Annotated in this window: 21 protein-coding genes; 20 read left to right on the forward strand and 1 reads right to left on the reverse strand. The window is 66.8% G+C overall.

Going from position 1 to position 25,364, the window contains the following annotated elements:
• Positions 1–85: 85 nt before the first annotated feature.
• Complete coding sequence (phoA, locus tag ASC59_RS16365) at positions 86–1,609, reverse strand: alkaline phosphatase (RefSeq protein WP_157488200.1); 1,524 nt, start codon at positions 1,607–1,609, stop codon at positions 86–88.
• Between the two features lie 215 nt (positions 1,610–1,824).
• Between phoA and ASC59_RS16370 the strand changes: the two genes are divergently transcribed.
• From ASC59_RS16370 to ASC59_RS16465, 20 genes are all read left to right on the forward strand, one after another.
• Positions 1,825–2,271 carry a VOC family protein gene (locus ASC59_RS16370; protein WP_055825098.1) on the forward strand — a complete coding sequence of 149 codons (447 nt, stop codon included), beginning with the start codon at positions 1,825–1,827 and terminating at the stop codon, positions 2,269–2,271.
• Positions 2,272–2,316: 45 nt separating this feature from the next.
• The gene (locus ASC59_RS16375) at positions 2,317–3,813 is read left to right on the forward strand and encodes a malate:quinone oxidoreductase (RefSeq protein ID WP_268765497.1); all 1,497 of its coding nucleotides are present in this window, start codon (positions 2,317–2,319) and stop codon (positions 3,811–3,813) included.
• A gap of 394 nt (positions 3,814–4,207) precedes the next feature.
• Positions 4,208–5,983, forward strand: coding sequence for an ABC-F family ATP-binding cassette domain-containing protein (locus ASC59_RS16380; protein ID WP_055825101.1), 1,776 nt, complete (start codon positions 4,208–4,210; stop codon positions 5,981–5,983).
• A 98-nt stretch (positions 5,984–6,081) separates the two neighbouring features.
• The gene (locus ASC59_RS17545) at positions 6,082–8,133 is read left to right on the forward strand and encodes an intein-containing Rv2578c family radical SAM protein (protein WP_055825103.1); all 2,052 of its coding nucleotides are present in this window, start codon (positions 6,082–6,084) and stop codon (positions 8,131–8,133) included.
• Positions 8,134–8,277: 144 nt separating this feature from the next.
• A complete protein-coding gene (locus tag ASC59_RS16390; protein WP_055825105.1) occupies positions 8,278–9,603 on the forward strand; it encodes a sensor histidine kinase in 1,326 nt (441 codons plus the stop codon).
• On the forward strand, positions 9,600–10,865 hold the full coding sequence (locus ASC59_RS16395; protein ID WP_055825108.1) for a hypothetical protein: 1,266 nt from the start codon (positions 9,600–9,602) through the stop codon (positions 10,863–10,865). The genes ASC59_RS16390 and ASC59_RS16395 overlap by 4 nt, the downstream gene beginning before the upstream one ends.
• Positions 10,852–11,517, forward strand: a complete 666-nt coding sequence (locus tag ASC59_RS16400; RefSeq protein WP_055825111.1) for a response regulator transcription factor — start codon at positions 10,852–10,854, stop codon at positions 11,515–11,517. The genes ASC59_RS16395 and ASC59_RS16400 overlap by 14 nt, the downstream gene beginning before the upstream one ends.
• Positions 11,517–12,128: a thymidine kinase gene (locus ASC59_RS16405; RefSeq protein ID WP_055825114.1), complete on the forward strand. Its 612-nt coding sequence runs from the start codon at positions 11,517–11,519 to the stop codon at positions 12,126–12,128. The genes ASC59_RS16400 and ASC59_RS16405 overlap by 1 nt, the downstream gene beginning before the upstream one ends.
• A 158-nt stretch (positions 12,129–12,286) precedes the next feature.
• Positions 12,287–13,708: a polysaccharide biosynthesis tyrosine autokinase gene (locus ASC59_RS16410; protein WP_055825117.1), complete on the forward strand. Its 1,422-nt coding sequence runs from the start codon at positions 12,287–12,289 to the stop codon at positions 13,706–13,708.
• Positions 13,708–14,295, forward strand: a complete 588-nt coding sequence (locus ASC59_RS16415; protein WP_055825120.1) for an arsenate reductase/protein-tyrosine-phosphatase family protein — start codon at positions 13,708–13,710, stop codon at positions 14,293–14,295. Before ASC59_RS16410 ends, ASC59_RS16415 begins: the two co-directional genes overlap by 1 nt.
• Positions 14,296–14,306: 11 nt before the next feature.
• Positions 14,307–15,263, forward strand: coding sequence for a hypothetical protein (locus tag ASC59_RS16420; protein ID WP_055825123.1), 957 nt, complete (start codon positions 14,307–14,309; stop codon positions 15,261–15,263).
• The gene (locus ASC59_RS16425) at positions 15,257–17,107 is read left to right on the forward strand and encodes a polysaccharide biosynthesis protein (protein ID WP_082513754.1); all 1,851 of its coding nucleotides are present in this window, start codon (positions 15,257–15,259) and stop codon (positions 17,105–17,107) included. Before ASC59_RS16420 ends, ASC59_RS16425 begins: the two co-directional genes overlap by 7 nt.
• A complete protein-coding gene (locus ASC59_RS16430; protein ID WP_055825126.1) occupies positions 17,104–18,243 on the forward strand; it encodes a DegT/DnrJ/EryC1/StrS family aminotransferase in 1,140 nt (379 codons plus the stop codon). Before ASC59_RS16425 ends, ASC59_RS16430 begins: the two co-directional genes overlap by 4 nt.
• Complete coding sequence (locus ASC59_RS16435) at positions 18,240–18,872, forward strand: sugar transferase (RefSeq protein ID WP_055825128.1); 633 nt, start codon at positions 18,240–18,242, stop codon at positions 18,870–18,872. Before ASC59_RS16430 ends, ASC59_RS16435 begins: the two co-directional genes overlap by 4 nt.
• Entirely contained in the window at positions 18,869–19,540 is a 672-nt protein-coding gene (locus ASC59_RS16440) for an acetyltransferase (RefSeq protein WP_055825131.1), read from the forward strand. The genes ASC59_RS16435 and ASC59_RS16440 overlap by 4 nt, the downstream gene beginning before the upstream one ends.
• Positions 19,537–20,784, forward strand: coding sequence for a glycosyltransferase family 4 protein (locus ASC59_RS16445; RefSeq protein WP_082513755.1), 1,248 nt, complete (start codon positions 19,537–19,539; stop codon positions 20,782–20,784). Before ASC59_RS16440 ends, ASC59_RS16445 begins: the two co-directional genes overlap by 4 nt.
• Positions 20,781–21,818, forward strand: a complete 1,038-nt coding sequence (locus ASC59_RS16450) for a polysaccharide biosynthesis protein (protein ID WP_055825137.1) — start codon at positions 20,781–20,783, stop codon at positions 21,816–21,818. Before ASC59_RS16445 ends, ASC59_RS16450 begins: the two co-directional genes overlap by 4 nt.
• On the forward strand, positions 21,818–22,918 hold the full coding sequence (locus ASC59_RS16455; protein ID WP_055825140.1) for a polysaccharide biosynthesis C-terminal domain-containing protein: 1,101 nt from the start codon (positions 21,818–21,820) through the stop codon (positions 22,916–22,918). Before ASC59_RS16450 ends, ASC59_RS16455 begins: the two co-directional genes overlap by 1 nt.
• A complete protein-coding gene (gene wecB, locus ASC59_RS16460; RefSeq protein WP_055825141.1) occupies positions 22,915–24,042 on the forward strand; it encodes a non-hydrolyzing UDP-N-acetylglucosamine 2-epimerase in 1,128 nt (375 codons plus the stop codon). Before ASC59_RS16455 ends, wecB begins: the two co-directional genes overlap by 4 nt.
• 73 nt (positions 24,043–24,115) lie before the next feature.
• Positions 24,116–25,249 carry a glycosyltransferase gene (locus ASC59_RS16465; protein ID WP_055825143.1) on the forward strand — a complete coding sequence of 378 codons (1,134 nt, stop codon included), beginning with the start codon at positions 24,116–24,118 and terminating at the stop codon, positions 25,247–25,249.
• The last annotated feature ends 115 nt before the right edge of the window (positions 25,250–25,364 follow it).

The raw sequence follows: 25,364 nt of genomic DNA on the forward strand, positions 1-25,364 counted from the left end.
CCGGATGCGACGGATGTGGGCGACTCGCGAATGGAGAAGCGGGGCGGATGCCGCAGCATCCGCCCCGCTTCGGTGGCTCGGGCGATCAGTGGCCGCCCTTGCCGCCCTTCGAGTTCCACCAGTTCTTCGAGCCGTGGCCGTGCTTGACGGGCCACTCGACTGCGATGGAGCCGTTGAGGCGCAGCGCGTTCGAGATGGTGAAGTAGGTGTCGGTCTGGTCGGTCAGGCCGACCACGTTCGCCGCGCCGGGGCCGTAGGCGGCGATACGCAGCTGCGATCCCGTGTGCTGCTGCGAGCCTCCCGCTGCGGCGGTGCCGTAGGAGATGCGCAACGGCGAACCCTCGGCAGTCGTCAGCACCGAGCCGAGGCCGGGCGTCGCGCCGTCGACGATCTGGCTGGAGTGCGCGTGGTCGGCCGTGACGATCACCAGGGTGTTGCGGTCGGCCTTCGCGAAGGCCAGAGCGGCCTGCACGGCCTCGTCGAGGTCCTGGGTCTCACCGATCTGGCCGCAGGCGTCTGCGGCGTGATCGAGCTTGTCGATCGAGGCGCCCTCGACCTGGAGGAAGAAGCCCTTCTTCGCCTTCTTGTCGTTGAGCAGCGAGATCGACTTCTTGGTCAGGTCGCTGAGAGTGAGACCCGCGCCGAGGTAGGCGGGGTTGGGGGTGCACGTGGATGCTGCTCCTCCTGATCCACCGACTGTCGCCGTCGACGGAGCGAAGCGGGTCGGGAAGTTGCCGTCGGAGAACAGGCCGAGCACGGGCGAGTCCTGGTTCGCCTTCGTCACCGCCGCGAGCGATGCCGCGTCCTTCACGACCTGGTAGCCGCGATCCGCAGCCTGCGCGAACAGCGTCTGGCCGTTCCACTCGCCCGCCTTCGCGGTCTGGTTGAACGTGGCCGCGCCGCCTCCGAGGGTGAGGTCGGGGCGGGTGTCGAGTAGCTGCTCCGAGATGGAGCCCGCTCCGCCAGCGGTCAGGGCGTCTGCGCCGCAGGTGGGGCTGTCGGGGCCGTAGCAACTGCGAGCGGCCACGTGGGCGACCTGCACGGCGGGGGTGGCATCCTGGATCTCGGCCGTCGAGACGTCGCCGGTGCGCAGGCCCTGCGTCTTCGCGAGTTCGAGCAGCGTCTTCTGCGCCTTGCCGTGGATGTCGACGCTGATGGCGTTGTCGTAGGTCTTCGTTCCCGTGGCCCAGGCCGTGCCCGTTGCCGCCGAGTCCGGTGTGTAGTCGGGCTTGCCGGCCAGCGGGTCGCCGTCCTTGTACAGCGAGTAGGTCGTGTACTGGCCGGTGAGCGGCAGGGCGTCGATGCCCGGCAGTCGCCCACCCGCCCCGTAGAGGTAGTCACGGGCGATGGTGATCTCGCTGTCGCCCATGCCGTCGCCGATGAGCAGGATGACGTTGCGCGCCTTCGTGCCGCTGGCGAGGGCTCCGGCGACGGTGAGTGTCTGGTCGACGCCGTGGTTGCGGGCTGCTCCGCCCGGCTGGTCGGGGGCGGGCTGCGAGGTCGCCGTGGCGGCGAGGCTCGAGCCCACGACGAGGGCTGTGGCGAGGCCGAGCACGCCGACGACGGCGCCGGCGCGGCTGATGGCTCGAGAGCTGGGACGGAAGGGCATGGTCTCTCCTGGTGATGGTCTGCGTGGCGTCGCTGCTCGGCGTGCCGGCCGAGGCGGCATGATGCCTGATTCACAGGCGATAGACAGGTCAGCAGCCGTATCCGACATCCGTGTGAACGCACGGGGCCAATCGCGTGAACACCCTCGAATGGGGGACACGTTGATGCAGGCGCGCAGGGGTAGGCAGAACGGATGCCGCCCGCTAGCGTCGAGGAATGGCCATTCCGCAGCGCTACTCACTCGTCACGCTCGGCGTCGCCGACGTCATCGCCGCCACGGCGTTCTACCGCTCGCTCGGCTGGGAGCCGGCGCCGTCGTCCGTCGAGGGGGAGGTCACCTTCTTCTCGACGCCCGGGGGAGTGCTCGCGCTCTGGTCGACGGCCGAGCTGGCGAAGGATGCCGCAACCTCGACGATGCACGCCAACGCTCCGGCGTTCCGTGCCGTCGCGCTCGCCATCAACGTGGCCTCCCGCGAGGAGGTCGACGACGCCGTCGGCGAGTGGATGGCTCTGGGCGGCTCGGTGTCGAAGGTGCCCACGGAGACGGAGTGGGGCGGCTACAGCGGCTATGTCGCCGATCCCGACGGCAACCTCTGGGAGATCGCGCACAACCCGTTCTGGCCTCTCGACGAGCGCGGACTGCCCGTCCTCGCCAGCGAGTAGCCGGCAGGGGAGAGTGCCGGCTCGCGCGCGGATAGACTGGTATCCGTGACTTCTCCGGCCCCCATCGACGTCGTCCTCATCGGCGGCGGCATCATGAGCGCGACGCTCGGCACCCTCATCAAGCAGGTCCAGCCCGACTGGACGATCCGCGCCTATGAGCGCCTGGGCGACGTCGCCCAGGAGAGCTCGAACCCGTGGAACAACGCGGGAACGGGCCACGCCGCCCTCTGCGAACTGAACTACATGCCCGAGGGCAAGGACGGGTCGGTCGACCCCGCCAAGGCCATCAGCATCAACGAGCAATTCCAGGTGAGCCGCCAGCTCTGGTCGCACCTGGTGTCGACCGGCGCGCTGCCCGAGCCGTCGACGTTCATCAACACGACGCCGCACATGACCTTCGTGCACGGCCGCAAGAACATCGAGTACCTGCGCCGCCGCCACGATGCACTCAAGGACCAGCCCTTGTTCGAGGGCATGGAGTTCAGCGACGACCCGGCCAAGATCACGGAGTGGACGCCGCTCATCACGCGCAGGCGCAACAAGCGCCAGCGCATCGCCGCCACCCGCATCGAGTCGGGAACGGATGTCGACTTCGGCTCGCTCACGCACTCGATGTTCGCCGACCTCACCAAGAACGGCGGCGAGCTCTACCTCAATCACCAGGTCACGGGGCTGAAGCGCGCCAAGGACGGCACGTGGCGGGTCAAGGTCGTGAACGGCGTCGGTCGCACCCGGAGCGAGGTGCACGCCCGCTTCGTGTTCGTCGGTGCCGGCGGCGGCGCTCTCGCGCTGCTCCAGCACTCCGGCATCCCCGAGGTGCAGGGCTTCGGCGGCTTCCCGATCAGCGGGCAGTTCCTCAAGACCTCCAACCCCGCCGTGGTCGCCCAGCACAAGGCCAAGGTCTACGGGAAGGCCGGCGTCGGTGCCCCACCCATGTCGGTGCCGCACCTCGACACCCGTGTCGTCGACGGTGAGACGTCGCTGCTGTTCGGGCCGTACGCGGGCTTCACCCCCAAGTTCCTCAAGACCTCCACCTGGTTCGACCTGCCGTTCAGCATCCGGTGGCACAACATCTGGCCGATGCTCGCCGTCGCGTTCCACAACTTCGACCTCATGAAGTACCTGATCGGGGAGCTCGCGGCCGACCGACGCAAGAAGATGAACGCGCTGCGCGAGTTCATGCCCACTGCGAAGGACGAGGACTGGGAGCTCATCACGGCCGGTCAGCGCGTGCAGGTGATGAAGAAGGACGAGAAGGCCGGAGGCGTGCTGCAGTTCGGCACCGAGGTCATCACCGGCGCTGACGGCACCATCGCCGGCCTCCTCGGTGCGTCTCCGGGGGCCTCGACGGCTGCGCCCATCATGCTCGACATCATGAAGCGCTGTTTCCCGACGGAGTACCCCTCGTGGGAGCCGAAGCTGCGCGAGATGATCCCGAGCCTCGGCACCACGCTGAACGACAAGCCCGAGGTCGCAGCGGCCTCGCTGGCGTCGACGGCTGCCACTCTCGGGCTGCCGACGCCGCAGAAGGCGCTCGTCTAGCCTCACCCGGCCCCCGCTGGTCGAGTAGCGCCCGAGCGCAGCGAGGTCGCCCCCGCTGGTCGAGTAGCGCCCGAGCGCAGCGAGGTCGCCCCCCCCCCCGTTGGTCGAGTAGCGCCCGAGCGCAGCGAGGTCGCGTATCGAGACCACCCCTCGAACCGCTTCGGCTCTGGACAGCTCCCAGCCCTCCCTGCTATCGTCGACCCCGCTATGAAGTAGATCAGCCGTCCTGTCCCGCGCCCGAGGCGCCGTCGACGTTCGGCCTACCCACCCGCATCCATCACCTGGCTTCGGCGTGCGCCATTCGCACCCACCCTGTGACGCGGGTCGTTCGCGAACCCTCATCGACGGCGGATGCCCCCGCGGGACCCTTCCTCATCACAGAAGGGTCGTCTTCATGCGAGCCCCAGTCATCCACTCAGACCACCTCCGCCTCGACGGCGTCTCCCACGGCTACGGCGATCGCCGCGTGCTCAGCGACATCGGCTTCAGTGTCGGCCGGGGACAGCGCGTCGGCCTGATCGGCGAGAACGGCGCCGGGAAGTCCACGCTGCTCCGCATCATCGCCGGCGTCGAGATGCCCGACCAGGGCGTTCTCACTCGGCCGATGCGTACCGGCATCCTCTGGCAGGAGGTCCAGTTCCGGCCGAGCGACACCATCGGCGCCGTCTTCGAGGAGGCGTTGGCGGAGATGCGCGCCATCGGGCGCGAACTCGACGCTGCGGCATCCGCCCTCGCCGACGACCTCGGATCCCGAGCAGCGCCCGAGCGCTATGCCGCTGCCCTCGACGCCGCCGAACGGGCCGACATCTGGGGAGCCGACGCCCGTCGCGACGTACTGCGCGAGGGCCTCGGCGTTTCGGCGCTGCCGCTCGACCGGCGTCTGGACGAGGTGTCCGGCGGACAACGCAGCCGCGTCGCATTGGCGGCACTCCTGCTCCGGCGCCCGGATGCCCTGCTCCTCGACGAGCCGACCAACCATCTCGACGACGCCGCAGCGGAGTTCCTCGAACGGCAGCTGCGTGACTGGACGGGACCCGTGCTGTTCGCCAGCCACGACCGCGCCTTCCTCGACGCCGTGGCCACCGGGCTGGTCGACCTCGATGCTGCGCGCACACCGCACTCGCCATCCACATGTACGAGTCAGCGGAGTTCAGGCGCCCCGCGGCGCGGATCCCGCCCCGGAAGCCCGTCTTCCGCGGCGAAATCCGCTGACTCGTACGCGGCGGCATCCGTCACCGTGTTCGGAGGCCGCTTCAGCGAGTACCTCGACCACAAGGCGGCGGAGCGCGATCGATGGGAGAGGCAGTACGTCGACGAGCAGGAGGAGCTCGCTCGCCTGCGCCATGCCGTCGCCATCACGACGCGCACCGTCGCTCACGGCCGGGGTCCGCGCGACAACGACAAGTTCATCCACGGTTTCAAGGGAGCTCGCAACGACCAGGCCATCTCCCGTCGCGTGCACAACGCGGAAGGACGCCTGAGCGTGCTCGAGCGCGAGCAGGTGCGCAAGCCGCCGGCTCCTCTCGTCTTCGCGGGCATTCCGCGCGGATCCCAGGCATTCGGCGACGAGACGGGTCTGCTCATGCAGGCGACGGGCCTCGCCGTCCCCGACCGCCTCGCCCCGCTCGACCTGCGGGTGGAGCCGCAGACGCGACTCCTGGTGACGGGCGCGAACGGGGCCGGGAAGTCGACCCTGCTGGGAGTGCTCGCGGGCCGCATCGGTTGCGGTGACGGGATGCTCCAGCGACGACGCGGCCTGCGCGTCGGCCTGCTCGAACAGGACGTGCGTTTTCCCGACCCCACCCTCTCCGCTCGTGCGGTCTACGCATCGGTGCTGGGGGAGCGGCGGGCTGAGCAGGTGCCGCTGTCGAGCCTCGGACTCGTCGCCCCGCGAGACGAGAACCGGCCCGTCGGAGCTCTCTCCGTGGGTCAGCAGCGCCGGCTCGCCCTGGCATTGGTGATCGCGAAGCCGCCGCACCTGTTCCTGCTCGACGAGCCGACGAACCATCTGTCCCTGGGCCTCGCAACCGACCTGGAGCAGGCGCTCGGCACCTACCCCGGTGCCGTCGTCATCGCCAGCCACGACCGCTGGCTGCGCAGACGATGGAACGGCCCGGTGCTGAGCCTGCGTCGGGTGACGGATGCCGCCCTCGCCGTGGCCGCCGGCTGAGCGGGCGGGCTCCTCCCCAAGATCCGCGCGCTCAGCCGGCATTCGACATCCCGGCGGCGCGTCTTGCCATTGTTTCGAAGGCGTGTTCGAATGAATGCATGCGGTGGAGCAATCAGGAACTGGGCGTCGAGAACGCCGACGCGCTGCCCGGGCTGGCCAAGTTGAACAATCTGGTGCGCTCGGTGCGCACTCCCGAGTTTGCGGGCATGACCTTCCACGAGGTGCTCGCGAAGTCCGCGCTGAACAAGCTGCCGGTGCAGAGCCAGGTTCCCATGGAGTGGACGATCAATCCCTACAGGGGCTGCAGCCACGCATGTGCCTACTGCCTGCATCCTGACACGCTGGTTCTCATGGCTGATGGGCGCCAACGCCCGCTCCGAGATGTCGCGGTCGGCGATGCCATCATCGGCACCGAGACCAGAGGGCGATACCGGCGCTACGTGGAGACGCGCGTGTCGGCGAAGTGGGCAACGAGGAAGCCGGCATGCCGCGTCGTTCTCGCGGACGGCACCGAGATCATCGCGAGCGGTGATCACCGCTTCCTCACCGAGCGAGGGTGGAAGCATGTCACTGGATCGATGACGGGACCGACGCAGCGCCCATACCTGACGGCGAACAACAAGCTGATGGGGTTCGGCAAGGGGGTCGCTGTGGCCGCAACCGATATCGAGGCCGCTGACTACCGCCATGGATACCTCACTGGGATGATCCGGGGTGACGGCATGATGTTGCGCCGGGAGTATGCGAGACGGGTTGGCCATCCGTATGTCGCCAGCCGCTTCCGCCTGGCGCTGGCGGACATCGAGGCCCTCACGCGCACCCGTCGCTTCATGGCTTCGGAGGGTGTCCCGACGTTCCTGAGGGAGTTCTCCCCGGCGACGGACACCCGGCGGAGGATGAACGCCATCTTCACCAGCAAGAGCGCGCACTACGACCGGATCGGAGATCTCATCCGCTGGCAGGCCGCTCCGTCCGCCGAATGGCAGGCCGGCTATCTCGGCGGCATTTTCGATGCCGAGGGTAGTTGTTCCAGGGGCATCCTGCGCATCAGCAATTCCGACGAGCGGATCCTGAGGGAAGTTGAGAGCGCCTGCTCGACCCATGGGCTGACAACGGTGAGAGAAGGCCCGAATGCGATCGGGGTATCGAACATCCGGGTGACGGGCGGTCTTCCCGCGCGAGACCGGTTCTTCAGGATCGCTCAGCCAGCCATCACCCGCAAACTCGCACTCGTCGGTGCTGCCGTGAAGTCCGACGCGAAGCTCGAGGTGATTTCAATCGAGCCGCTGGACGAAATAATCGACATGCTCGACATCACCACGGGCACCGGCGACTTCGTGGCGAATGGCGTGATCAGCCACAACTGCTTCGCCCGCCCCACGCACACCTACCTCGACCTCGACGGCGGCGACGACTTCGACCGCCAGATCATCGTGAAGGTGAACGTGGCCGAGGTGCTGCGCAAGGAGCTCAACCGCCCGAGCTGGAAGCGCGACGCCGTCGCCCTCGGCACCAACACCGACCCCTACCAGCGCGCCGAAGGCCGCTACGCGCTCATGCCGGGCATCATCGGCGCGCTCGCCGACACCGGAACCCCGTTCAGCATCCTCACCAAGGGAACACTGCTGCGCCGCGATCTCCCCCTGCTGGCGGATGCCGCCACACGCGTGCCCGTCGACATCGCGATGTCGATCGCCGTCTACGACGATGAACTGCAACAGTCGGTCGAACCGGGGACACCGACCACGAAGGCGCGGCTCGCCACCGTCACCGCCGTGCGGGACGCCGGCCTCGACTGCAGCGTCTTCATGATGCCGATCCTCCCGTTCCTGACCGACACCATCGCCCATCTCGATGAGGCGATGCGGCAGGCGAAGGAGGCCGGAGCCACGGGCGTGGTGCACTCGGCACTGCACCTGAAGCCCGGTGTCAAGGAGTGGTACTTCCTCTGGCTCGGACGAGAGCATCCCGAGTTGCTGCCCAAGTACCGGGCGATGTACCGCGGAACCTATGCGCCGAAGGAGTACCGCACCTGGCTCGCCGAGAGGGTGGCTCCGTTGGTGCGCAAGCACGGCCTGAACCGCACCAGACTCTCGCCGAACACCGGGGGAGTGCTCTCCCGTTCCGATCCGGAGCCGACCCTGTTCTGACCGTCTCAGGGCGCGTTGCAGGCGGGCGCGAGTGCCCCATTGGCCGTCCGTTCTCTGATTCTGTCCCCCGAACGCTCGCGGACCGTCCCAGAGCGGGGTACATTTCGAGGTAAAGCGGGGTACGGCTCGTCCCCATGCGCTGGAATGGACCTCGAGGGGGTGCTCACTGTGACGCTCGGACTGCCGAACCACCTCATCGCACCGACGATGAGTCGCGTCATCGCGCGCGCCGCGCACTGGTTCGGCCTGGTCTGCCTCGCAGGAGCCCTCACCGCGATCGTCTCGCTCAGCCTGGCGCATCCGCATGACGGACTCTGGCCGACCATCCTCGCCATCATCCCGATGGCGATCCTGCTCATCACACTGACCCGACACCACACGGTGCTCGCCACGGTCGGATACCTCGTGGTGGGCTCGGCGTGCACCTACCTGTACGCCGTCACGATCCTGAGCGACAGCCTGCTCTTCCCGACCACCGACCTGTTCATCGTCGCGCTGCCGGTGATGGCCCTGGTCATGGTGGGCGGGGCGGGAGCCAGCGCCCTGGTCGGCCTGGTCTGGAGCACCCTCGGCCTCATTCTCGGCGAGTCCGCGGTGCTCCTGGCTGCCGCGACGACGGGCGTCGAATACCGCATCGACCCCTTCGCGCCGGCGACGTACCTCCTGATCGCCATCGTGCTGCTCGCGACGACGTTCGACAGCGGCCGCGCGAAGTCCGCTCAGCAGTTCATCCACCAGGCATCCCGCCGCGACAGTGCGCTCACCGCCCGACGCGAGCTGGGCTCGCGCGCCACGGCGTTGCTGCACGACACGGCGCTCAGTCACCTGGTGGCCGTCGCATCGGCGCAGCCGGGACCCATCGACCCCCGTCTGCGTTCGATGATCGCCCAAGACCTCGAACGCATCATCGGTCAGGACTGGCTGCTCTCGCGCGACGCCATCACCACAGGTTCCGCCGACTGGCTCGCGACTCCTCTCGCTGCGGCGATCTCCGCAGCACGCGCCCAGGGGCTGTCCATCGACGTCTCCGGGGACCGATCCGTCGTCCACCGGCTCGACGCCGACAGAGCAGAGGCGCTCGGCCTCGCCGTCACCCAGTGCCTCATCAACGTGCTGAGGCACTCAGGAGTGACGGATGCCGACGTCTCGGTCAGTGCAGACGATGAGGAGGTGGTGGTGGCGGTGACGGATGCCGGGATCGGCTTCGTACCGTCGGAGACCGGCGCGCTCCGGATCGGGCTGCGCCACTCCGTGCTCGCTCGAGTCGAGGCCGCCGGCGGTTCCGTGCGGGTGTGGTCGACCCCGGGGTCGGGAACGAGCGTCGTGATCGCGCTGCCGGTCGAGCAGAGAGCAGGCCGTGCAGACCAGCAAGCGGTGAAGCAGGCGTCCACGCAGACATCGCCGTCGGCGTCGAGGTCGGCGTCGCACTCCGTCTCGGATCTCCCTTCAGCCGACGGAGCCGCATCGTGAGCGGCTTCGGAACCACCGGCCTGAGCTGGGACGGCATCCGCTCGCGCATCGAGGCGACCCGCACGGCGTCGTGGCGCGAGAGCCCGCAGGTGGTCGATCCGCTCGGAACGCTGAGCGCTCACCCGCTCGCCTGGATCGGCTCGGTGATGGCCGTGAGCTACGCCGGCTTCCAGACCGCGCGCCAGTGGGATGCCGTGCAGCACCCTGCCGTCGGCATCGCCGCCGTGGTCGTCCTCGTCGTGGCGTGCGCCGTCTTCCTGGTGGCCGCCCACCCCACCTCGTCGCCGTTCGGGCCGCAGGCGGCGTTCATCGTCGTGGCCCTCGCGGTCATGGCGGCGGCGCTGGAGACGCTCTCGCGCTTCGGCGCCAACCTCCTGCTCCAGGACGACTTCGGGCAGGTCACCGTGGCCATCCTGCTCGCCATGATGGCTCCGTACAGGCCAGCGCTCTCGTTGGTGACCGGCGCCGTCGCGTCGTCGGTCGCGCTGGCGTTGTTCCCCGTCATCCAGGCCCCCTACTTCGCAGTCCACGCGCCGCTCGCCGAGTACATCGTCGTGCTGGTCGTGCCCCCGCTGGCCCTCGGACTCGCCGCGGCGGCCTTCTCCAACGGCTTCGTGCGAGCGGTGCGCAACTGGCAGCGCCTGGTGTCGCGGGCCGCTCTCGAGATCGAGGACGAAGCGCGCATCGGCCTTGCGCGCTCGGTGCAGCAGCAACAGGTGAGCGTTCTCGCCCGCGACGTGCTGCCGTTCCTCACCCGCGGCATCAACGCCCAGACCGTCGAACCGGAAGACGTCGACAGGGCCCGCCAGCTGGCGGACGTGCTGCGAGGCACCCTCGTCGCCGAGATCGGCCGCACCTGGCTCGACGACGTCGCCGATGGCATCGCCCTGCCCGATGGACGATCGCCGGCAGTCGACGACCCCGACCTTCTCGCGCTGCGGATGAGCGGAGAGCAGCGGGTGGCCTGTGCCGCCCTGGTCGCCGCCATCTCGGCCGATCTGGAGATCGCTGCGACGTCGGTCAGCGTGGTGCTGCGGCCCAACACCCTCGCACGCCGGCGCGTGGGGGCGTCGTCGGCTGCGGCATCCGTCACCGTGCGAATCTCCGCCACGACGGATGCGGCGCCTCGAGCTCTCGGTGCGCGCGAGGCCGAAAGGCTTCTGGTGCAGTATCTCGCGGTCGTACGTGTCCTGTTCGAGGGGGTCGTCGTGCGCGTTTCAGCGGGGACCGTGACAGTAGGATTCGACTATGCCCAGCACTGAGAACGCCGCCGCAGCGCGGCCGGTTCGCGTCGGGCTGCTCGACGATCACGAGGTCATCCTCGACTCCGTCGCCAGCTGGATCGCCAGCAACGCCCCCGATTTCACCCTCGCGGTGGCCGCCAACCGCTGGCTCGACTTCGTGCGCAGTGAGGACTTCCCGGTCGACGTCGTGCTCATGGACTTCCAGCTCGTCGAACCCGTCTCCATCGAGGCGCGCATCCGCACCTGCCGGGCGGCCGGAGCCAAGGTCATCGTCATCAGCGCCCTCGACAGCTCGGAGGCCAGAGCGCGAGCGGCCTCGGCCGGCGCCCTCGCCTTCCTCTCGAAGGCGCTTCCGATGGCCGAGGTCATGGCCTCGGTGCGAACGGCCCTGCGGATGCCGATGCCCACGTCGGGTGTCGCAGACCGCGTGGCGAGCACCCCGGGCGTCACCCTCGTCAAGCCGCAGCTGAGCCCGGGCGAGCGTCAGGCCCTCGTGCTCTACGTCACCGGCCGCAGCACCATCGAGGTCGGTGAGGCGATGGACGTCAAGTACGAGACCGCCAAGACCTATCTCCGCCGCGTGCGCGAGAAGTACCAGAAGGTGGGCCGACCGGCCAGCCGCAAGACCGACCTCATCCGTCGGGCGGCCGAAGACGGTTTCCTCGAGTAATGGCCAAGCTGTACTTCCGCTACGGAGCGATGAACTCCGGCAAGAGCACTGCGCTCCTGCAGGCTGCGCACAACTACGAGGAGCGCGGTCACGCCGTGCTGCTCGCGAAGCCCTCGATCGACACCAAGGGCGACCTCGGCATCCTCTCCAGGCTCGGCGTCACCCGCGAGGTCGACTTCGTGCTCGGTCCGCAGACGGATGCCTACGCCGAGTTCCAGAGACACCGTGCGGCGCAGGTCGCAGCGACAGCACGCGACGTCAGCTGCCTGCTTGTGGATGAGGCCCAGTTCCTCACGGCAGAACAGGCCGACGACCTGCTGCGCATCGCGATCCTCGAGAACGTGCCGGTTCTGGCCTACGGCATCCGCACCGACTTCCTCACCGTCGCCTTCCCCGGCAGCCGTCGCCTGCTGGAGATCGCGCACAGCCTCGAGGAGCTGAAGACCATCTGCCGCTGCGGTCGCAAGGCGGTCTTCAACGCCCGACTCGTCGACGGTGCCTTCGTCTTCGACGGCGACCAGGTGGCGATCGACGGGGTGCACGTCGGGTACGAGTCGCTGTGCGGATCGTGCTACCTGCAGGAATCGGGCGGGCGGCTCGCCAACCGTTGAGCGTGCCTGCACCCCACCGATGGGTCTAAGTTGGCCGGTGAGGCGCGTAATCCGTTCGAAACAATGCGTCCCGCGCACGAACGCCGCCGAGCCATGTGACAAAATGAACGACGCAGTACTACGTCTGCGACAACCACAACCGGGGGACAGCAGAACCAATGGAGATACGCGACTACGTCCGCATCCTGCACAAGAGCTGGATTCTCATCGTGGTCTTCGCGCTCCTCGGAATCGGCCTCGCAGCAACGTATTCCATCCTCGTGGCGCCGAAGTACGAGGCGACGACGAAGCTCTACGTCTCCGTCCGGGCCGGTGAGACCGCCGCCACCGGCGACCTCGTTCAGGGTACAAGCTTCGCCCGCCAGGCCGTCACGTCCTACGTCGACGTCGTCGCCAGCGCCGTGGTGCTGGACCGCGTCGTCAAGGAACTCGACCTGTCGGAATCGAGCGCCCAGCTCGCGGCCCAGGTCACGGCGTCATCGCCGCTGAACACCGTCCTCATCGCGATCACCGTGACCGATGGCGATCCCGAGCAGGCGGCGCTCATCGCCAACTCCGTCGGATCCAACTTCTCCGACGTCGTTGTCAACAATCTCGAGAAGCCGTCGGGCGAGGCGCCCAGCCTGGTCAAGATCGAAACCATCCAGCCCGCCACGGCGCCGTCGCGCCCTTCGAGCCCGAACGTTCCGCTCAACCTCATTCTCGGTGCGCTGCTCGGTCTCGCCGCCGGCGTCGGCCTCGCGATCCTGCGCAGCGTTCTCGACACCCGCATCCACTCGCTCCACGACATCGAGCAGATCACCGACAAGCCGCTCCTCGGCGGCATCGCCCTCGATCCCGACGCGAAGAAGCGCCCGCTCATCGTGCACGCCGATCCGCGCAACCCGCGCGCCGAGTCCTTCCGCAGCCTTCGCACGAACCTGCAGTTCGTGAACGTGGAGGGCGGGCCGCGCAGCTTCGTGATCTCGAGTGCCGGCCCCGGTGAGGGCAAGTCGACGACGACGGCGAACCTGGCCATCTCGATGGCCGAGACCGGTGCCCGGGTCGCGCTCATCGACGGCGACCTCCGCCTCCCCAAAATCGCCGAATACATGGGCATCGAGGGTGGAGTCGGCCTCACCGACCTCCTCATCGGTCGAGCCACGCTCGCCGACGTGCTGCAGAAGTGGGGCAGGGGCAAGCTGTTCGTCCTCCCCGCCGGCCGCATCCCGCCGAACCCCAGCGAACTGCTCGGGTCGCGGCCCATGGTCGAGCTCCTCGAGACCCTCGCCGAGCAGTTCGACTACATCCTCATCGACGCGCCGCCCCTTCTCCTCGTGACGGATGCAGCAGTGCTCTCGAAGTTCACCGGCGGCACCATCCTGGTGGCCGCATCCGGAAGCACGAAGAAGCAGGAACTGGCCGGCGCCGTTCGCGCGCTGACGGCCTCCGGCGGACACCTCGCCGGTGTCGTCGTGACGATGCTGCCGACGAAGGGCCCGGACAGCTACGGCTACGGCGCATACACCTACGGCGTCATCCACGACGAGGACGAAGCGCCCTCGACGCCGCTCGAGACCCGCAGCCGGCGGAAGCGCTGATGCCGATCTCCATCCTCACCGTCTGCTCCGGAAACATCTGCCGCTCGCCGCTCGCCGAGCAGTTGCTCCGCCAGGGACTGGCCGGCGTGACGGATGCCACCGTCACGAGCGCAGGCACCATCGCCATGGTGGGGTCGCCCATGGCCCCGGAGTCGCAGGTGCTCGCTGCGCGCTACGGCGCTCAGGATGCCGCCGCGCACGTCGCACGCCAGCTGACAGCGCAGCAGATCGTCGAAGCCGATCTCGTGCTCGCCCTGTCGCGTGACCACCGTCGGGCGATCGTCGAGATGGTGCCGAGCGCTGTCAGGAAGACCTTCACCCTGCGCGAGTTCGCCCGTCTGGTCTCCGAGGTGAACGATGACGACCTGGCCGACGGATTCATCCCGGGTATGAAGCCGTTCGCATCAGCCATCGCGGTCGCATCGTCGTTCCGCGGAATCGTCGCTCCCGCCGCGTCGCCCGACGACGATGACGTCGTCGACCCCTACCGCCAGTCCAAGGCCGTCTACCAGACGTCGGCGGACCAGCTGGTTCCCGCAGTCCGCACCACCGTGTCGTTCATCGAGCGCGCCGCGTCCGTCGGTTAGTCGGTCGATCCATGGCGAGACGAAACATCGGCAGAACCGACCACTCGGCGGGGCAGCGCTTCCGCACCCTGTGGATCATCGGCATGGCCGTGCTCGGGCTGCTGGTGCTGGTTCTGGTCTACGTCGCCCTCACGCAGAATCGCACCTCCCCTGTTGCCGGCACAGTGCCGACGCCAGCGAGCTCGGCTCCTGTCGACCGCGCGACGCCGACCGTGGAACCCACAGCCGAGCCGGTGGTCGTCGTCGGCCCGCCGACCCGCAATCTCGGGGCCGTCGACGGTGAGCGCGGCTATCGCGCCAGTGTGACAGCCTGCCCCGGCGACGAACCGATCGTGCAGGCCACCGAGGACGGCGGTTCGTCGTGGACGGACTTCGCCGTGGCCGTCGATCCGGCAGTGGCATCCGTTCGCGCGATCCTTCCGGGTACGGGCGACTACGTGGCGCTCGTGACGGCCGACGCTGCCACCTGCGCGCCGCAGTTCGCCCGGTCCTATGTCGCGGGCGAGCAGTGGGAGTCGGCCGACGAGGTCGACACGACCTGGCATCTGAGCCAGGACGCCACCTCGGTCATCGCACCCGGCGGCGGGTCATCGCAGCCGTGCGAGAAGCCCGTACAGGTCGCCGCGACCAGCCAGACCGCCGCGGCCGTGCTCTGCGCCGACGGGGCGATCGTGACATCGACGGATGCCGGAGGCTCGTGGAGCGCCCCGCTGTCGATCCCGGGGGCGTCGGCCATCGGTGGCGCCGACGACGGCTATCTGGTGGTCGTCGCTCGCCAGAACGACTGCGACGGTGCTCAGATCGCTTCGATTCCGGCTGACGGCGGCACGGATGCACCCGAGCCCTCGGCCTGCCTGCAGTCCGGGGCGGCTCCGCAGGACAACGCCGTTGCTCAGGGGGGCGACGTGATCTGGTTGTGGTCGGGCGATGCTTTCGCACGCTCGACCGATGGGGGACAGTCATGGTGAAGCACAACCGAGTCCACGACATCGTCGAGGCCGGCTACAAGAAGCGGCCCGTCCGCTTCGGCTCGCAGTACCTCCTCGATGCCGTTGCGTGGTTCCTGGCGATCGGTCTCGCCGAGCTGTTCCGCTACGAGTTCGACGCCGCGCAGATCGCGATCCTGCCCCTGCTCCTGCTGTCGTGCGCCGCCGCTGCGTTCCAGTACGGCATCGGGCTCCTGTTCCACCTCTACCAGGGGCGATTCCCGTACGGCACCTTCGAGGAGGTGCGGGCGCTGAGCCTGACAGCACTGGTCGTGGCGCTCGTGCTCGGCGTCCCTGTCGCGATCCTCGGCACCCTGCTGCACACGCCGCGCAGCACGATGTTCATCGCCCTGCCCATCGCCCTGCTCTTCATGTTCTCGGTGCGCTATCTCAAGCGGCTCTACGTCGAGCGCCACACGCGCCCCGGGGATGACGCTGAACGCACGTTGATCTACGGCGCCGGGTACATCGGCACCTCGCTCATCCGCCGCATGGTCACCGATCCGCACTCCACCTACCTGCCGGTCGGGATCATCGACGACGACCCCGCGAAGCGCAATCGTCACATCGCCGGAGTGCCGGTGCGGGGATCGATCGACCAGATCGAGCGCATCGTGGGCGATACGAACGCTCGAGTGCTCGTGATCGCCGTCGCCCGCGCCGACTCCGACTTCCTGCGCCGGATCTCGGACATCGGAGCGCGCTACAACCTGTCGGTCAAGGTCATGCCGCTGCTCGAGGACATCCTCGCCGGCAAGTCGCGGGTGTCTGACCTCCGCGATATCGCCATCGAAGACATCATCGGGCGCCATCCGGTCGACACGCAGATGGAGACCATCGCCGGCTACCTCGCCGGCAAGCGCGTTCTCGTCACCGGTGCCGGCGGTTCGATCGGATCGGAGCTCTGCCGCCAGATCTCCAAGTTCCGTCCAGCCGAGCTCATCATGCTCGACCGCGACGAGACCGGCCTGCAGACGGCGCAGCTCGGAACCCGGGGCCACGGCCTGCTCGACTCCGACGAGGTCGTGCTCGCCGACATCCGCGAGGCCGACGTCATCCACCGCATCTTCGATGAGCGCCGCCCCGAGGTCGTGTTCCACGCGGCGGCTCTCAAGCACCTGCCCATGCTCGAGCAGTACCCAGACGAGGCGTGGAAGACCAACGTGCTCGGCACCCTCAACGTGTTGAACGCGGCGCGAGACGCGGGCGTGCTCACCTTCATCAACATCTCCACCGACAAGGCGGCGAACCCGACGAGCGTGCTCGGTCACTCGAAGCGGGTTGCTGAGAAGCTCACCGCCTGGATGGCCGACGAGACCGGGCTGCGTTTCCTCTCGGTGCGCTTCGGCAACGTCATCGGAAGCCGCGGCTCGATGCTGCCGACCTTCGCGTCGATGATCGAAGCCGGCGGCCCGCTCACGGTCACGCATCCCGAAGTCACGCGCTACTTCATGACTATTCCGGAGGCGTGCCAGCTCGTCGTGCAGGCAGGCGGCATCGGCAAGCCGGGGGAGGTGCTCATCCTCGACATGGGAGAGCCCGTGCGCATCCTCGACATCGCCGAGCGCATGATCGACATGTCGGGCAAGGACATCTCCATCGTCTTCACCGGCCTCCGCGAGGGCGAGAAGCTGCACGAGATCCTGGTCGGCACGGGCGAGACCGACGCGCGCCCGCTGCATCCGAAGATCTCCCACGCCAAGGTCGGCGGAATCTCACCCGAGCGTCTCGACAAGGCTGGGTGGGAAGAACGGATGCGCGCGCAACCGCGCAACAACGACACGTCGCAGGTTCCCCGGATCTCGACCGGAGGACACACATCATGACGACCGAGCGCATCTACATGTCGTCTCCCGACATGAGCGAACTCGAGGAGCAGTACCTCGTCGGCGCCCTCCGCTCGGGATGGGTCGCTCCCCTCGGACCCGACGTCGACGCCTTCGAGCGCGAGCTGGCCGAGCGCGTGGGTGTGGCGCATGCCGTTGCCCTGAGTTCGGGAACGGCCGCTCTTCACCTCGGCCTGCTGGGGCTCGGAGTGAAGCGCGACGATGTCGTGCTGACGTCGACCATGACGTTCGCCGCCACGGCGAACGCCATCGTCTACACCGGAGCGGAGCCGTTCTTCATCGACTGTCTGCCCGACACCGGCAACATGGATCCCGCTCTGCTCGAGGAGGCGCTGCAGAAGCTGACGGCAGCGGGCGAGAGGGTCGCGGCCATCGTTCCGGTCGACCTCCTCGGCAAGGCGGTCGACTACACGGCCATCGAGGCGATCGCAGCACGGTACGGCGTTCCGGTGCTGGCGGATGCCGCCGAATCGCTGGGCGCCAGTCATCGCGGCCGGGCTGCCGGAAGCTTCGGTCGCGCGTCGGTCGTGTCGTTCAACGGAAACAAGATCATGACCACGTCGGGCGGCGGCATGCTGCTGACCGACGACGAGGCGCTCGCTCAGCACACTCGGTATCTCGCCACCCAGGCCCGCCAGCCGGTCGCGCACTACGAGCACGTCGACATCGGCTACAACTACAGACTCAGCAACCTGCTGGCCGCCCTCGGCCGCGCCCAGCTGTCGCGCCTCGACGAGATGATCGCTCGCCGTCGACGCGTGCGCGACGCGTACAAGTCCCTGCTCGCCGACGTCGACGGGGTCGAGGTCTTCGGGGCTGACGGCGACGAGGCGGACAACGTCTGGCTGACCTCGATCCTGGTCGACGAGAGCACCACGGGATGGGCGCCGTCGGCGCTCAGCGCATCGCTGGCGGAGCTGAACATCGAGAGCCGACCGCTCTGGAAGCCCATGCATCTTCAGCCGGTCTTCGCCGGTTCGCGGTCGCTGGTCAACGGCAGCTCGGAGCGGCTGTTCTCCACCGGCGTCACGCTGCCCAGCGGTTCGGCGCTGTCGGGGGAGCAGATCGATCGCGTCAGCGTGGCCCTCCACGATTTCATCGGTGGTCGCTCATGACGGGCCGCCGCATTCCCTACGACACGCTCAAGCGCGGTCTCGACGTGGTCGCGTCAGGCGTCGGTCTCGTGCTCACGGCTCCGATCCAGGGCGCCGTGGCGCTCGCAGTCCGAAACCAACTCGGCTCGCCGGTGATCTTCCAGCAGGACCGCCCCGGCCGCGACGGCAGGATCTTCCGCCTCTACAAGTTCCGCACCATGAAAGACGTCGACGAGGCGGCCGGACTGGTGACGGATGCCGACCGCCTCACCCCGTTCGGAGTCTGGCTGCGCTCGACCAGCCTCGACGAGCTGCCCACGCTCTGGAACGTCTTCAAGGGCGACATGAGCATCGTCGGCCCGCGGCCTCTGCTCGTGCGCTACCTCGACCGCTACACGCCGACCCAGGCCCGCCGCCATGAGGTCCGGCCGGGCATCACCGGTCTGGCGCAGGCGAGCGGACGCAACGAGGTCGAGTGGGAGCGGAAGTTCGAGCTGGACGTCGAATACGTCGACAGTCGCAGCCTGCGACTCGACGCCAAAGTTCTGTTGTGGACGGTCCTTGCCGTGGTCCGGCGCGAGGGTGTCACGTCGGGGGAGCATGCGACCACCCATGAGTTTCTCGGAGCGTCGGACGGGGTTCGGGCATGACTCGGGACCTGATCATCATCGGCGCAGGGGGATTCGGTCGCGAGACGCTCGACATCGTTGAGGCGATCAACGCCGCGGACGTCCAGGCGAGGTATCGAGTCGTGGGCATCGTCGATGACGCGCTCGGCGAGATTGCCGGTGCACGACTCGCTGCGCGAGGGTACGCCCACCTCGGTGGGCTGGATGATTGGCTGGCTGGCGACTCGACTGCGGACTTCGTCATTGCGATCGGATCGCCCGCGGTGAGATCATCGATCGCTCGCCGGGTCGAGGGGCCGAACCGCCGAGCAGCAACCTTGATCCATCCTTCAGCGTTGATCGGATCCGAGGCGCAGATTGCCGAGGGTGTGGTCGTGTGCGCAGGGGTGAATATCTCGACGAACGTCGTCCTGGGGCGCCACGTTCATCTCAATCCCAGCGCTGTCGTCGGTCACGACGCGATCCTGTCCGACTTCGTATCCGTCAATCCGGCTGCCGTCGTGTCCGGAGACGTCGTCGTCGAATCGCGCGTTCTGATCGGCGCAGGGTCGGTCGTGTTGCAGGGCTTGGTCCTTGCGCACGGAACAACCGTGGGAGCCAGCGCCTGTGTCACGCGGAACAGTGCCCCGGATTCCGTCCTCGTCGGCGTGCCCGCCCGTCCTCTGGCGCTCGATGAGGCGAGCCGATGAGAGTACTGATCGTCTCTCAGTACTTCGCTCCGGAGCCGGTCATCCTGCCGCCGTCCATTGCTTCAGGCCTGGCTGAACGTGGCCACGAGGTCCGAGTGCTCACCGGATATCCCAATTACCCCGACGGCCGTATCGCCGCGGGCTATCGCCAACGCTGGCGCGGCCGCGAAAAGCACGGTGCATTCGGACTGATCCGTGTGCCACTGTTCATCGATCACTCGCAGAATGCGGTCCGTCGGCTTGTGAATTACGTGTCGTTCGGCCTGTCATCGGCTTCGGCCGTCGGTGCCGCGTGGCGAGCCGATGTCGTATACGTCTACGCCCCGCAGATGACCGCAGCCATCGGACCGTGGATCTGGCGCCTGTTCGGCGGGCCGCGATACGTGCTGCATATCCAGGACCTCTGGCCGGAATCCATAATCGGATCCTCGCTGGTGAGCCCTGGTCTCGTGAGCCGGCTCGCAACCCGGATGCTCGACCCCTGGCTCCGCGATGTATATCGTCGCGCAGATGCGGTCATCGCCATCGCTCCCGGGATGCGCACCACGCTCACTGAAAGAGGCTCAGACCCGACAACGACCAAACTGGTCTTCAACTGGGCGGACGAGCCCGCGGTCGCGCCCGATCGAACCGTCCAGGAAGACCATGCCGAGACGACGAAAGTCGTCTTCGCTGGCAACGTCGGCATGATGCAGGACCTTCAGACCGCCATCCGTGCTGCGTACGCCGTCCGTGACATAGCGGGGTTCTCATTGACCGTCGTGGGCGCTGGCGCTGCTCTGGCTCAAGCGCAACGCCTCCGGGACGAACTTGGAGCCGACAACGTGAAGTTCGCGGAGCGAGTGTCGCCCGACCAGATGGGTCCCATCTATCGCGACTCCGACTTCCAGCTCGTGACGTTGAAGGACCTCCCCGTCTTCCATCACACCATCCCTTCGAAACTGCAGGGTGCCTTTGCGAACGCCCGACCAGTGATCATCTCCGTTCCCGGAGATGCAGCTCGACTGGTCGAGCAGTCGGAGGCGGGTTTCGTCGCGATGCCCGAGAGCGTCGCGTCCTTGGAAGAGGCATTCCGAGCGGCCGCGGCGCTCGATCGCGACGGGCGGGCCGCGGCTGGGGCGAAGGCCCGGGCCTTCTATGACCAGAACATGTCATTCGACGAGTCGTTGACGAGAATCGAGTCGATCCTGTGCAGAGTCGCAGCATCGTCGGAACACCAACAGAGCAAAGGGATCTCCGAGTGAGTTATGCAGATGCGAAAGTCCTCGTCACCGGTGGAACCGGTTCGTTCGGGCACACGGTAGCCCGAAAGATGCTGGATGAAGGCGTGGGCGAGGTCCGGGTGCTCAGCCGCGACGAGGCCAAACAGGATCTGATGAGGCATGAGATCTCGGACGACCGAGTTCGCTTCTACGTCGGCGACGTCCGCGACTATCTCAGCGTCGAGCGTGCGTCGAAGGATGTCGACTACGTGTTCCACGCCGCCGCCCTGAAGCAGGTGCCATCGTGCGAGTTCTTCCCGATGGAGGCCGTGAGGACCAACGTAATCGGAAGCGAGAACGTAGTCCGGGCTGCTGAGGCGAACGGCGTCAGATCACTCGTCTGCCTCAGCACGGACAAGGCGGTCTACCCGGTCAATGCCATGGGAATGTCCAAGGCGATGATGGAGAAGGTGGCGCAGTCGCATGGTCTGAACAACCCCAATGCGACGACCACTGTGTCCTGCGTCCGCTACGGGAACGTCATGTATTCACGCGGAAGCGTCATCCCGCTCTTCATCCGGCAGCTGCGGGAGGGAAAGCGGCTGACGATCACGAATCCCGAGATGACGCGTTTCATGATGTCCCTCGCCGATTCCGTCGGCCTGGTCGAATTCGCATTTGCGAATGCCAAGCAGGGAGACCTTTTCATTCGTAAGGCACCCTCATGCACGGTTCGCGACCTCGCTGTGGCGATTTCGAATCTGTTCGGGGTGGACCCCGACATCAACGTGATCGGAACGCGTCACGCCGAAAAGCTGTCCGAGGCCTTGGCCAGCCGTGAAGAACTCTCCCGTGCCACCGACATGGGCGACTACTTCCGGATCGCCGCAGACGCCCGCGACCTCAACTACAGCCTCTACGTCGACGAAGGAGACGTCACACAGGCGCAGTACTCCGACTATGACTCCCACACCGTCGAACGGATGGACGTGGCGGCGGTCGAGACGCTCCTGCTGACCATCCCCGAGGTGCGGCTGGAACTCCAGAACGCCGGCCGGCCGTTCGAGCGAATCTGATGGACGCCGCTCGGGTTGCTCTCACCGGTTCTGGCGGTTTCCTCGGGTGGCATACCCGCGCGGCCCTGGCTGCGACTGGCGTCCACGTGGCCGCGATCGGCCTCGGCACGGACTTCGATGAAGTGCAGGCATCCGAGCTCGTCGCGGGTTGCGACCGGGTCATCCACCTCGCTGGAGTAAACAGGGGGTCCGATAACGAGATCACCGACGGCAACGTCCAGTTCGCACGCCAACTCCTGGCCGCGATGGAGCAAGCCGAGGTGCGACCGGGAGTGGTCACGTTCGCGAACTCGGTTCAGGCCGGCAACGGCACGGTCTACGGCTACGCCAAGAAGGCCGCCGGCGCAATCCTCCGAGACGGTTGCGCCGCGCTCGGCATCGCGTTCGAGGACGTGGAACTGCCGAACATCTTCGGTGAGCACGGGCGTCCCTTCTACAACTCTGTTTTCGCTACGTTCTCCACTCTCATCGCAGGCGGTGGCTCGCCCGTCATCGACGTCGACAAAGAGCTCGTTCTCGTGCATGCGCAGGACGCCGTCGATGTACTGACCGGGGCGGCGCCACTCGTCGCGCTCTCCGACCGGAGTCGGATCGTGTCCGTGCGCGAGTTGTCCGGGCTCCTGGAGGAGATGGGGGCCGTGTATGCATCCGGGGAGATTCCAGACATCTCCAGCCCGTTCCGTCGAGACGTCTTCAACGCCTATCGCTCGTACACTGTGCCTGGCAGCATTCCCATCGGGCTGCACCGCCACGCGGACGCACGGGGTTCGTTCTTCGAGATCCTCAAGTCCCGAGGCGGGACGGGTCAGACCTCCTTCTCGACGACGGTCCCCGGAGTTACGAGAGGCGACCACTTCCATCGCCGTAAAGTGGAACGGTTCGTCGTGCTGTCGGGCCGGGCGGTCATCTCCCTCCGGCGCCTCTTCAGCAACGAGGTCATCTCAATCGAAATCGATGGGGACGACCCCGTGGCGGTGGACATGCCCACGATGTGGAGCCACAACATTCGCAATACCGGGTCCCAGGAGCTGTACACGGCTTTCTGGACTAACGACCTCTTCGACCCACTCAACCCCGACACCTTCGCGGAGGCAGTATGACTACGACAGCGAGGCTCAAGGTGATGACGGTCGTGGGCACCCGACCGGAAATCATCCGGCTTTCCGAGACCATCAAACGCCTCGATGAATATACCGACCATGTCCTCGTGCACACCGGACAGAACTACGACTACGAACTCAACGAAGTCTTCTTCGAAGATCTCGGGCTGCGGCGTCCGGACATCTTCCTGGGTGCTGACACAAGTTCACTCGGAGCCGTGCTCGGCACGGTTATGACCGGCGTGGAGCTAGCGATCCGGAGTGAGAAGCCGGATGCATTCCTGGTGCTCGGCGACACCAACAGCTGCATCTCGGCCGTCATAGCGAAACGGATGAAGGTGCCCGTCTTTCATATGGAAGCAGGCAACCGGAGCTTCGATGAGAACGTGCCCGAGGAGACCAACCGAAAGCTGGTCGATCATGTCGCCGACTACAACCTCGCGTACACGGAGCACGCTCGGAGGAATCTTCTCTCGGAGGGGTTGCATCCGTCTCGTGTCATCATGACCGGCTCGCCGATGCGCGAAGTGCTCGAGGCGAACCGGTCGGCCATCGATGGTAGCGACATCTTGGAGAGGCTGGACCTGGCTCCGAAGGGATACTTCCTGGCAAGCGTCCACAGAGAGGAGAACGTCGACAATTCGGACAGACTCCGAGCTGTGGTGGCGTCGCTGAAGCTGGTGAGCGAGAAGTGGGGAAAACCGGTTCTGGTTTCGACGCACCCTCGCACTCGCAAGCGGTTGGAAGAAAGCGGCCTTCTCGACTCGGATGGCCTCGTGTTCCATCCGCCGTTCGGATTCCTGGACTACGTCCGGCTACAGATGGATGCACAGCTCGTATTGTCCGACAGCGGCACCATCGCCGAGGAATCAAGTCTTCTCGGGTTCCCCGCGGTGACTCTACGAGACTTCATCGAGCGTCCCGAGGCAATCGATTCGGGCTCGATCATCACGACCGGAGTCGAATCGTTCGCCGTCGTCGCAGCGATCGAGGTGCTGTTGGCCGGAGTATCTCAGGAGCGGGTGCTCCCCGCTGGCTACGAGATCCACGACACTTCCCGTAGAGTCCTCAACTTCATCCTTTCTGCTGCGCACAGCCATCGGGCGCGGCTCGGATTGCGATGACCGGAACGGGCGGGTCGGACCCAGTGATGAGCCCGGGTACTCTATGGCCGCGAAATTGTGACGACGGCGCTGCATGAAGGTTCTGGTCTACTACTTCGGCTTCCCGCACTATCGTCAGACGATCATCGAGCAACTGGTGCAGAATCGCTCAGCTAACGTCGACATACTCTCGGGCAGCTCCGTGAAGGCAAGCATCGCCACACTGACCCCTGCAGATCTTCCGGCGCTCCGCCAAGTCCGCTCTCTGCGATTCGGTCCGTTCACCTGGGACGTGGGAGCGTTCAGCGCCGCCGTTGCAGGCGGCTACGACGCGGCCATCGTCGGACCTGCGACGACGTCATTGTCGACATGGGCGATTCTGTTCGCTCGTCGATTCCGTCGCCGACCGACGTACCTCTGGGGCCAATGCGGGCGTGCCGGCGATCGAAGTCTCAAACGGCTTTTTCAGGAGATCATGAACCGGCTTGCCGCCGGGCTGCTCGTCTACGGTGAAGGAGAGGCCGCCGCCGCAAGGGAGTGGGGCACCCCTGCTTCGAAGGTCCACGTGGTCAGGAACGCCACGATCTCGAACGCGGACGTCCTGGCGCGCGTAGATGGGGCTGAACGCTATCGGGAGATGCGCCGCGCCGCGGAGCTCGCCAGCGATGGACGGATGCGATTGACGTTCGTCGGAAGGGTCAACGCCGACAAGCGGTTGTCCGTCCTCATCGAGGCAGGACTCGCTCTTCGCGAGAGGTATCCGGGCATCTCCGTCGACATCGTCGGAGAGGGAGACGAATTCGAGCTACTCCGTCGACGATTCGATCAGGATTTCGTGCATTTCCATGGGTGGGTCTACGACAGGAATCGGCTGGATACGATCTTTGAAGAGTCAACGCTCGTGGTCTCACCACAGCACATGGGGCTCCTGGCAGTCGACGCTCTGCGAGCGGGGATTCCCGTGCTTGTTCCTGACAATCCCCAGAACGCATCCGAGGTGGAGGCCCTCACCCTCGGTGTCAATTCGCTCACGTTCAAGCGAAGCGACGCGATGTCATTGGCAGCCGTAGCCGAAGCATGGCTTGCCGGTGCGGCATCGATCGATGAGTCCGCATTCATCGAGTCACGCGAGGTGGCGCTGCGCGCCTGGGAACCGTCAGCCGTCTCCGATGCAATTCTGTCCGTACTTGCGGCCGACCGACCAAGGAGCAGCACTCGTGCAGAGTAGTCCACCCGTATTCGTCTGGTTGACGGGTCACCTTCGAAACGTCGGCGATTCGATGCTGCGGCGACCCTACGCCGACGCGCTCAGGGACGCCGGGCCGCTCACCGTATGGGCAGGT

Source organism: Leifsonia sp. Root1293, from assembly GCF_001425325.1.
Taxonomy (GTDB): Bacteria; Actinomycetota; Actinomycetes; order Actinomycetales; family Microbacteriaceae; genus Orlajensenia.

Bases quoted from the DNA above. Each gene is read 5' to 3' on its own strand.
- phoA (WP_157488200.1), bottom strand. From the start codon at position 1,609: ATGCCCTTCCGTCCCAGCTCTCGAGCCATCAGCCGCGCCGGCGCCGTC.
- ASC59_RS16370 (WP_055825098.1), top strand. From the start codon at position 1,825: ATGGCCATTCCGCAGCGCTACTCACTCGTCACGCTCGGCGTCGCCGAC.
- ASC59_RS16380 (WP_055825101.1), top strand. From the start codon at position 4,208: ATGCGAGCCCCAGTCATCCACTCAGACCACCTCCGCCTCGACGGCGTC.
- ASC59_RS17545 (WP_055825103.1), top strand. From the start codon at position 6,082: ATGCGGTGGAGCAATCAGGAACTGGGCGTCGAGAACGCCGACGCGCTG.
- ASC59_RS16390 (WP_055825105.1), top strand. From the start codon at position 8,278: ATGGACCTCGAGGGGGTGCTCACTGTGACGCTCGGACTGCCGAACCAC.
- ASC59_RS16400 (WP_055825111.1), top strand. From the start codon at position 10,852: ATGCCCAGCACTGAGAACGCCGCCGCAGCGCGGCCGGTTCGCGTCGGG.
- ASC59_RS16405 (WP_055825114.1), top strand. From the start codon at position 11,517: ATGGCCAAGCTGTACTTCCGCTACGGAGCGATGAACTCCGGCAAGAGC.
- ASC59_RS16410 (WP_055825117.1), top strand. From the start codon at position 12,287: ATGGAGATACGCGACTACGTCCGCATCCTGCACAAGAGCTGGATTCTC.
- ASC59_RS16415 (WP_055825120.1), top strand. From the start codon at position 13,708: ATGCCGATCTCCATCCTCACCGTCTGCTCCGGAAACATCTGCCGCTCG.
- ASC59_RS16420 (WP_055825123.1), top strand. From the start codon at position 14,307: ATGGCGAGACGAAACATCGGCAGAACCGACCACTCGGCGGGGCAGCGC.
- ASC59_RS16425 (WP_082513754.1), top strand. From the start codon at position 15,257: ATGGTGAAGCACAACCGAGTCCACGACATCGTCGAGGCCGGCTACAAG.
- ASC59_RS16430 (WP_055825126.1), top strand. From the start codon at position 17,104: ATGACGACCGAGCGCATCTACATGTCGTCTCCCGACATGAGCGAACTC.
- ASC59_RS16435 (WP_055825128.1), top strand. From the start codon at position 18,240: ATGACGGGCCGCCGCATTCCCTACGACACGCTCAAGCGCGGTCTCGAC.
- ASC59_RS16440 (WP_055825131.1), top strand. From the start codon at position 18,869: ATGACTCGGGACCTGATCATCATCGGCGCAGGGGGATTCGGTCGCGAG.
- ASC59_RS16445 (WP_082513755.1), top strand. From the start codon at position 19,537: ATGAGAGTACTGATCGTCTCTCAGTACTTCGCTCCGGAGCCGGTCATC.
- ASC59_RS16455 (WP_055825140.1), top strand. From the start codon at position 21,818: ATGGACGCCGCTCGGGTTGCTCTCACCGGTTCTGGCGGTTTCCTCGGG.
- wecB (WP_055825141.1), top strand. From the start codon at position 22,915: ATGACTACGACAGCGAGGCTCAAGGTGATGACGGTCGTGGGCACCCGA.
- ASC59_RS16465 (WP_055825143.1), top strand. From the start codon at position 24,116: ATGAAGGTTCTGGTCTACTACTTCGGCTTCCCGCACTATCGTCAGACG.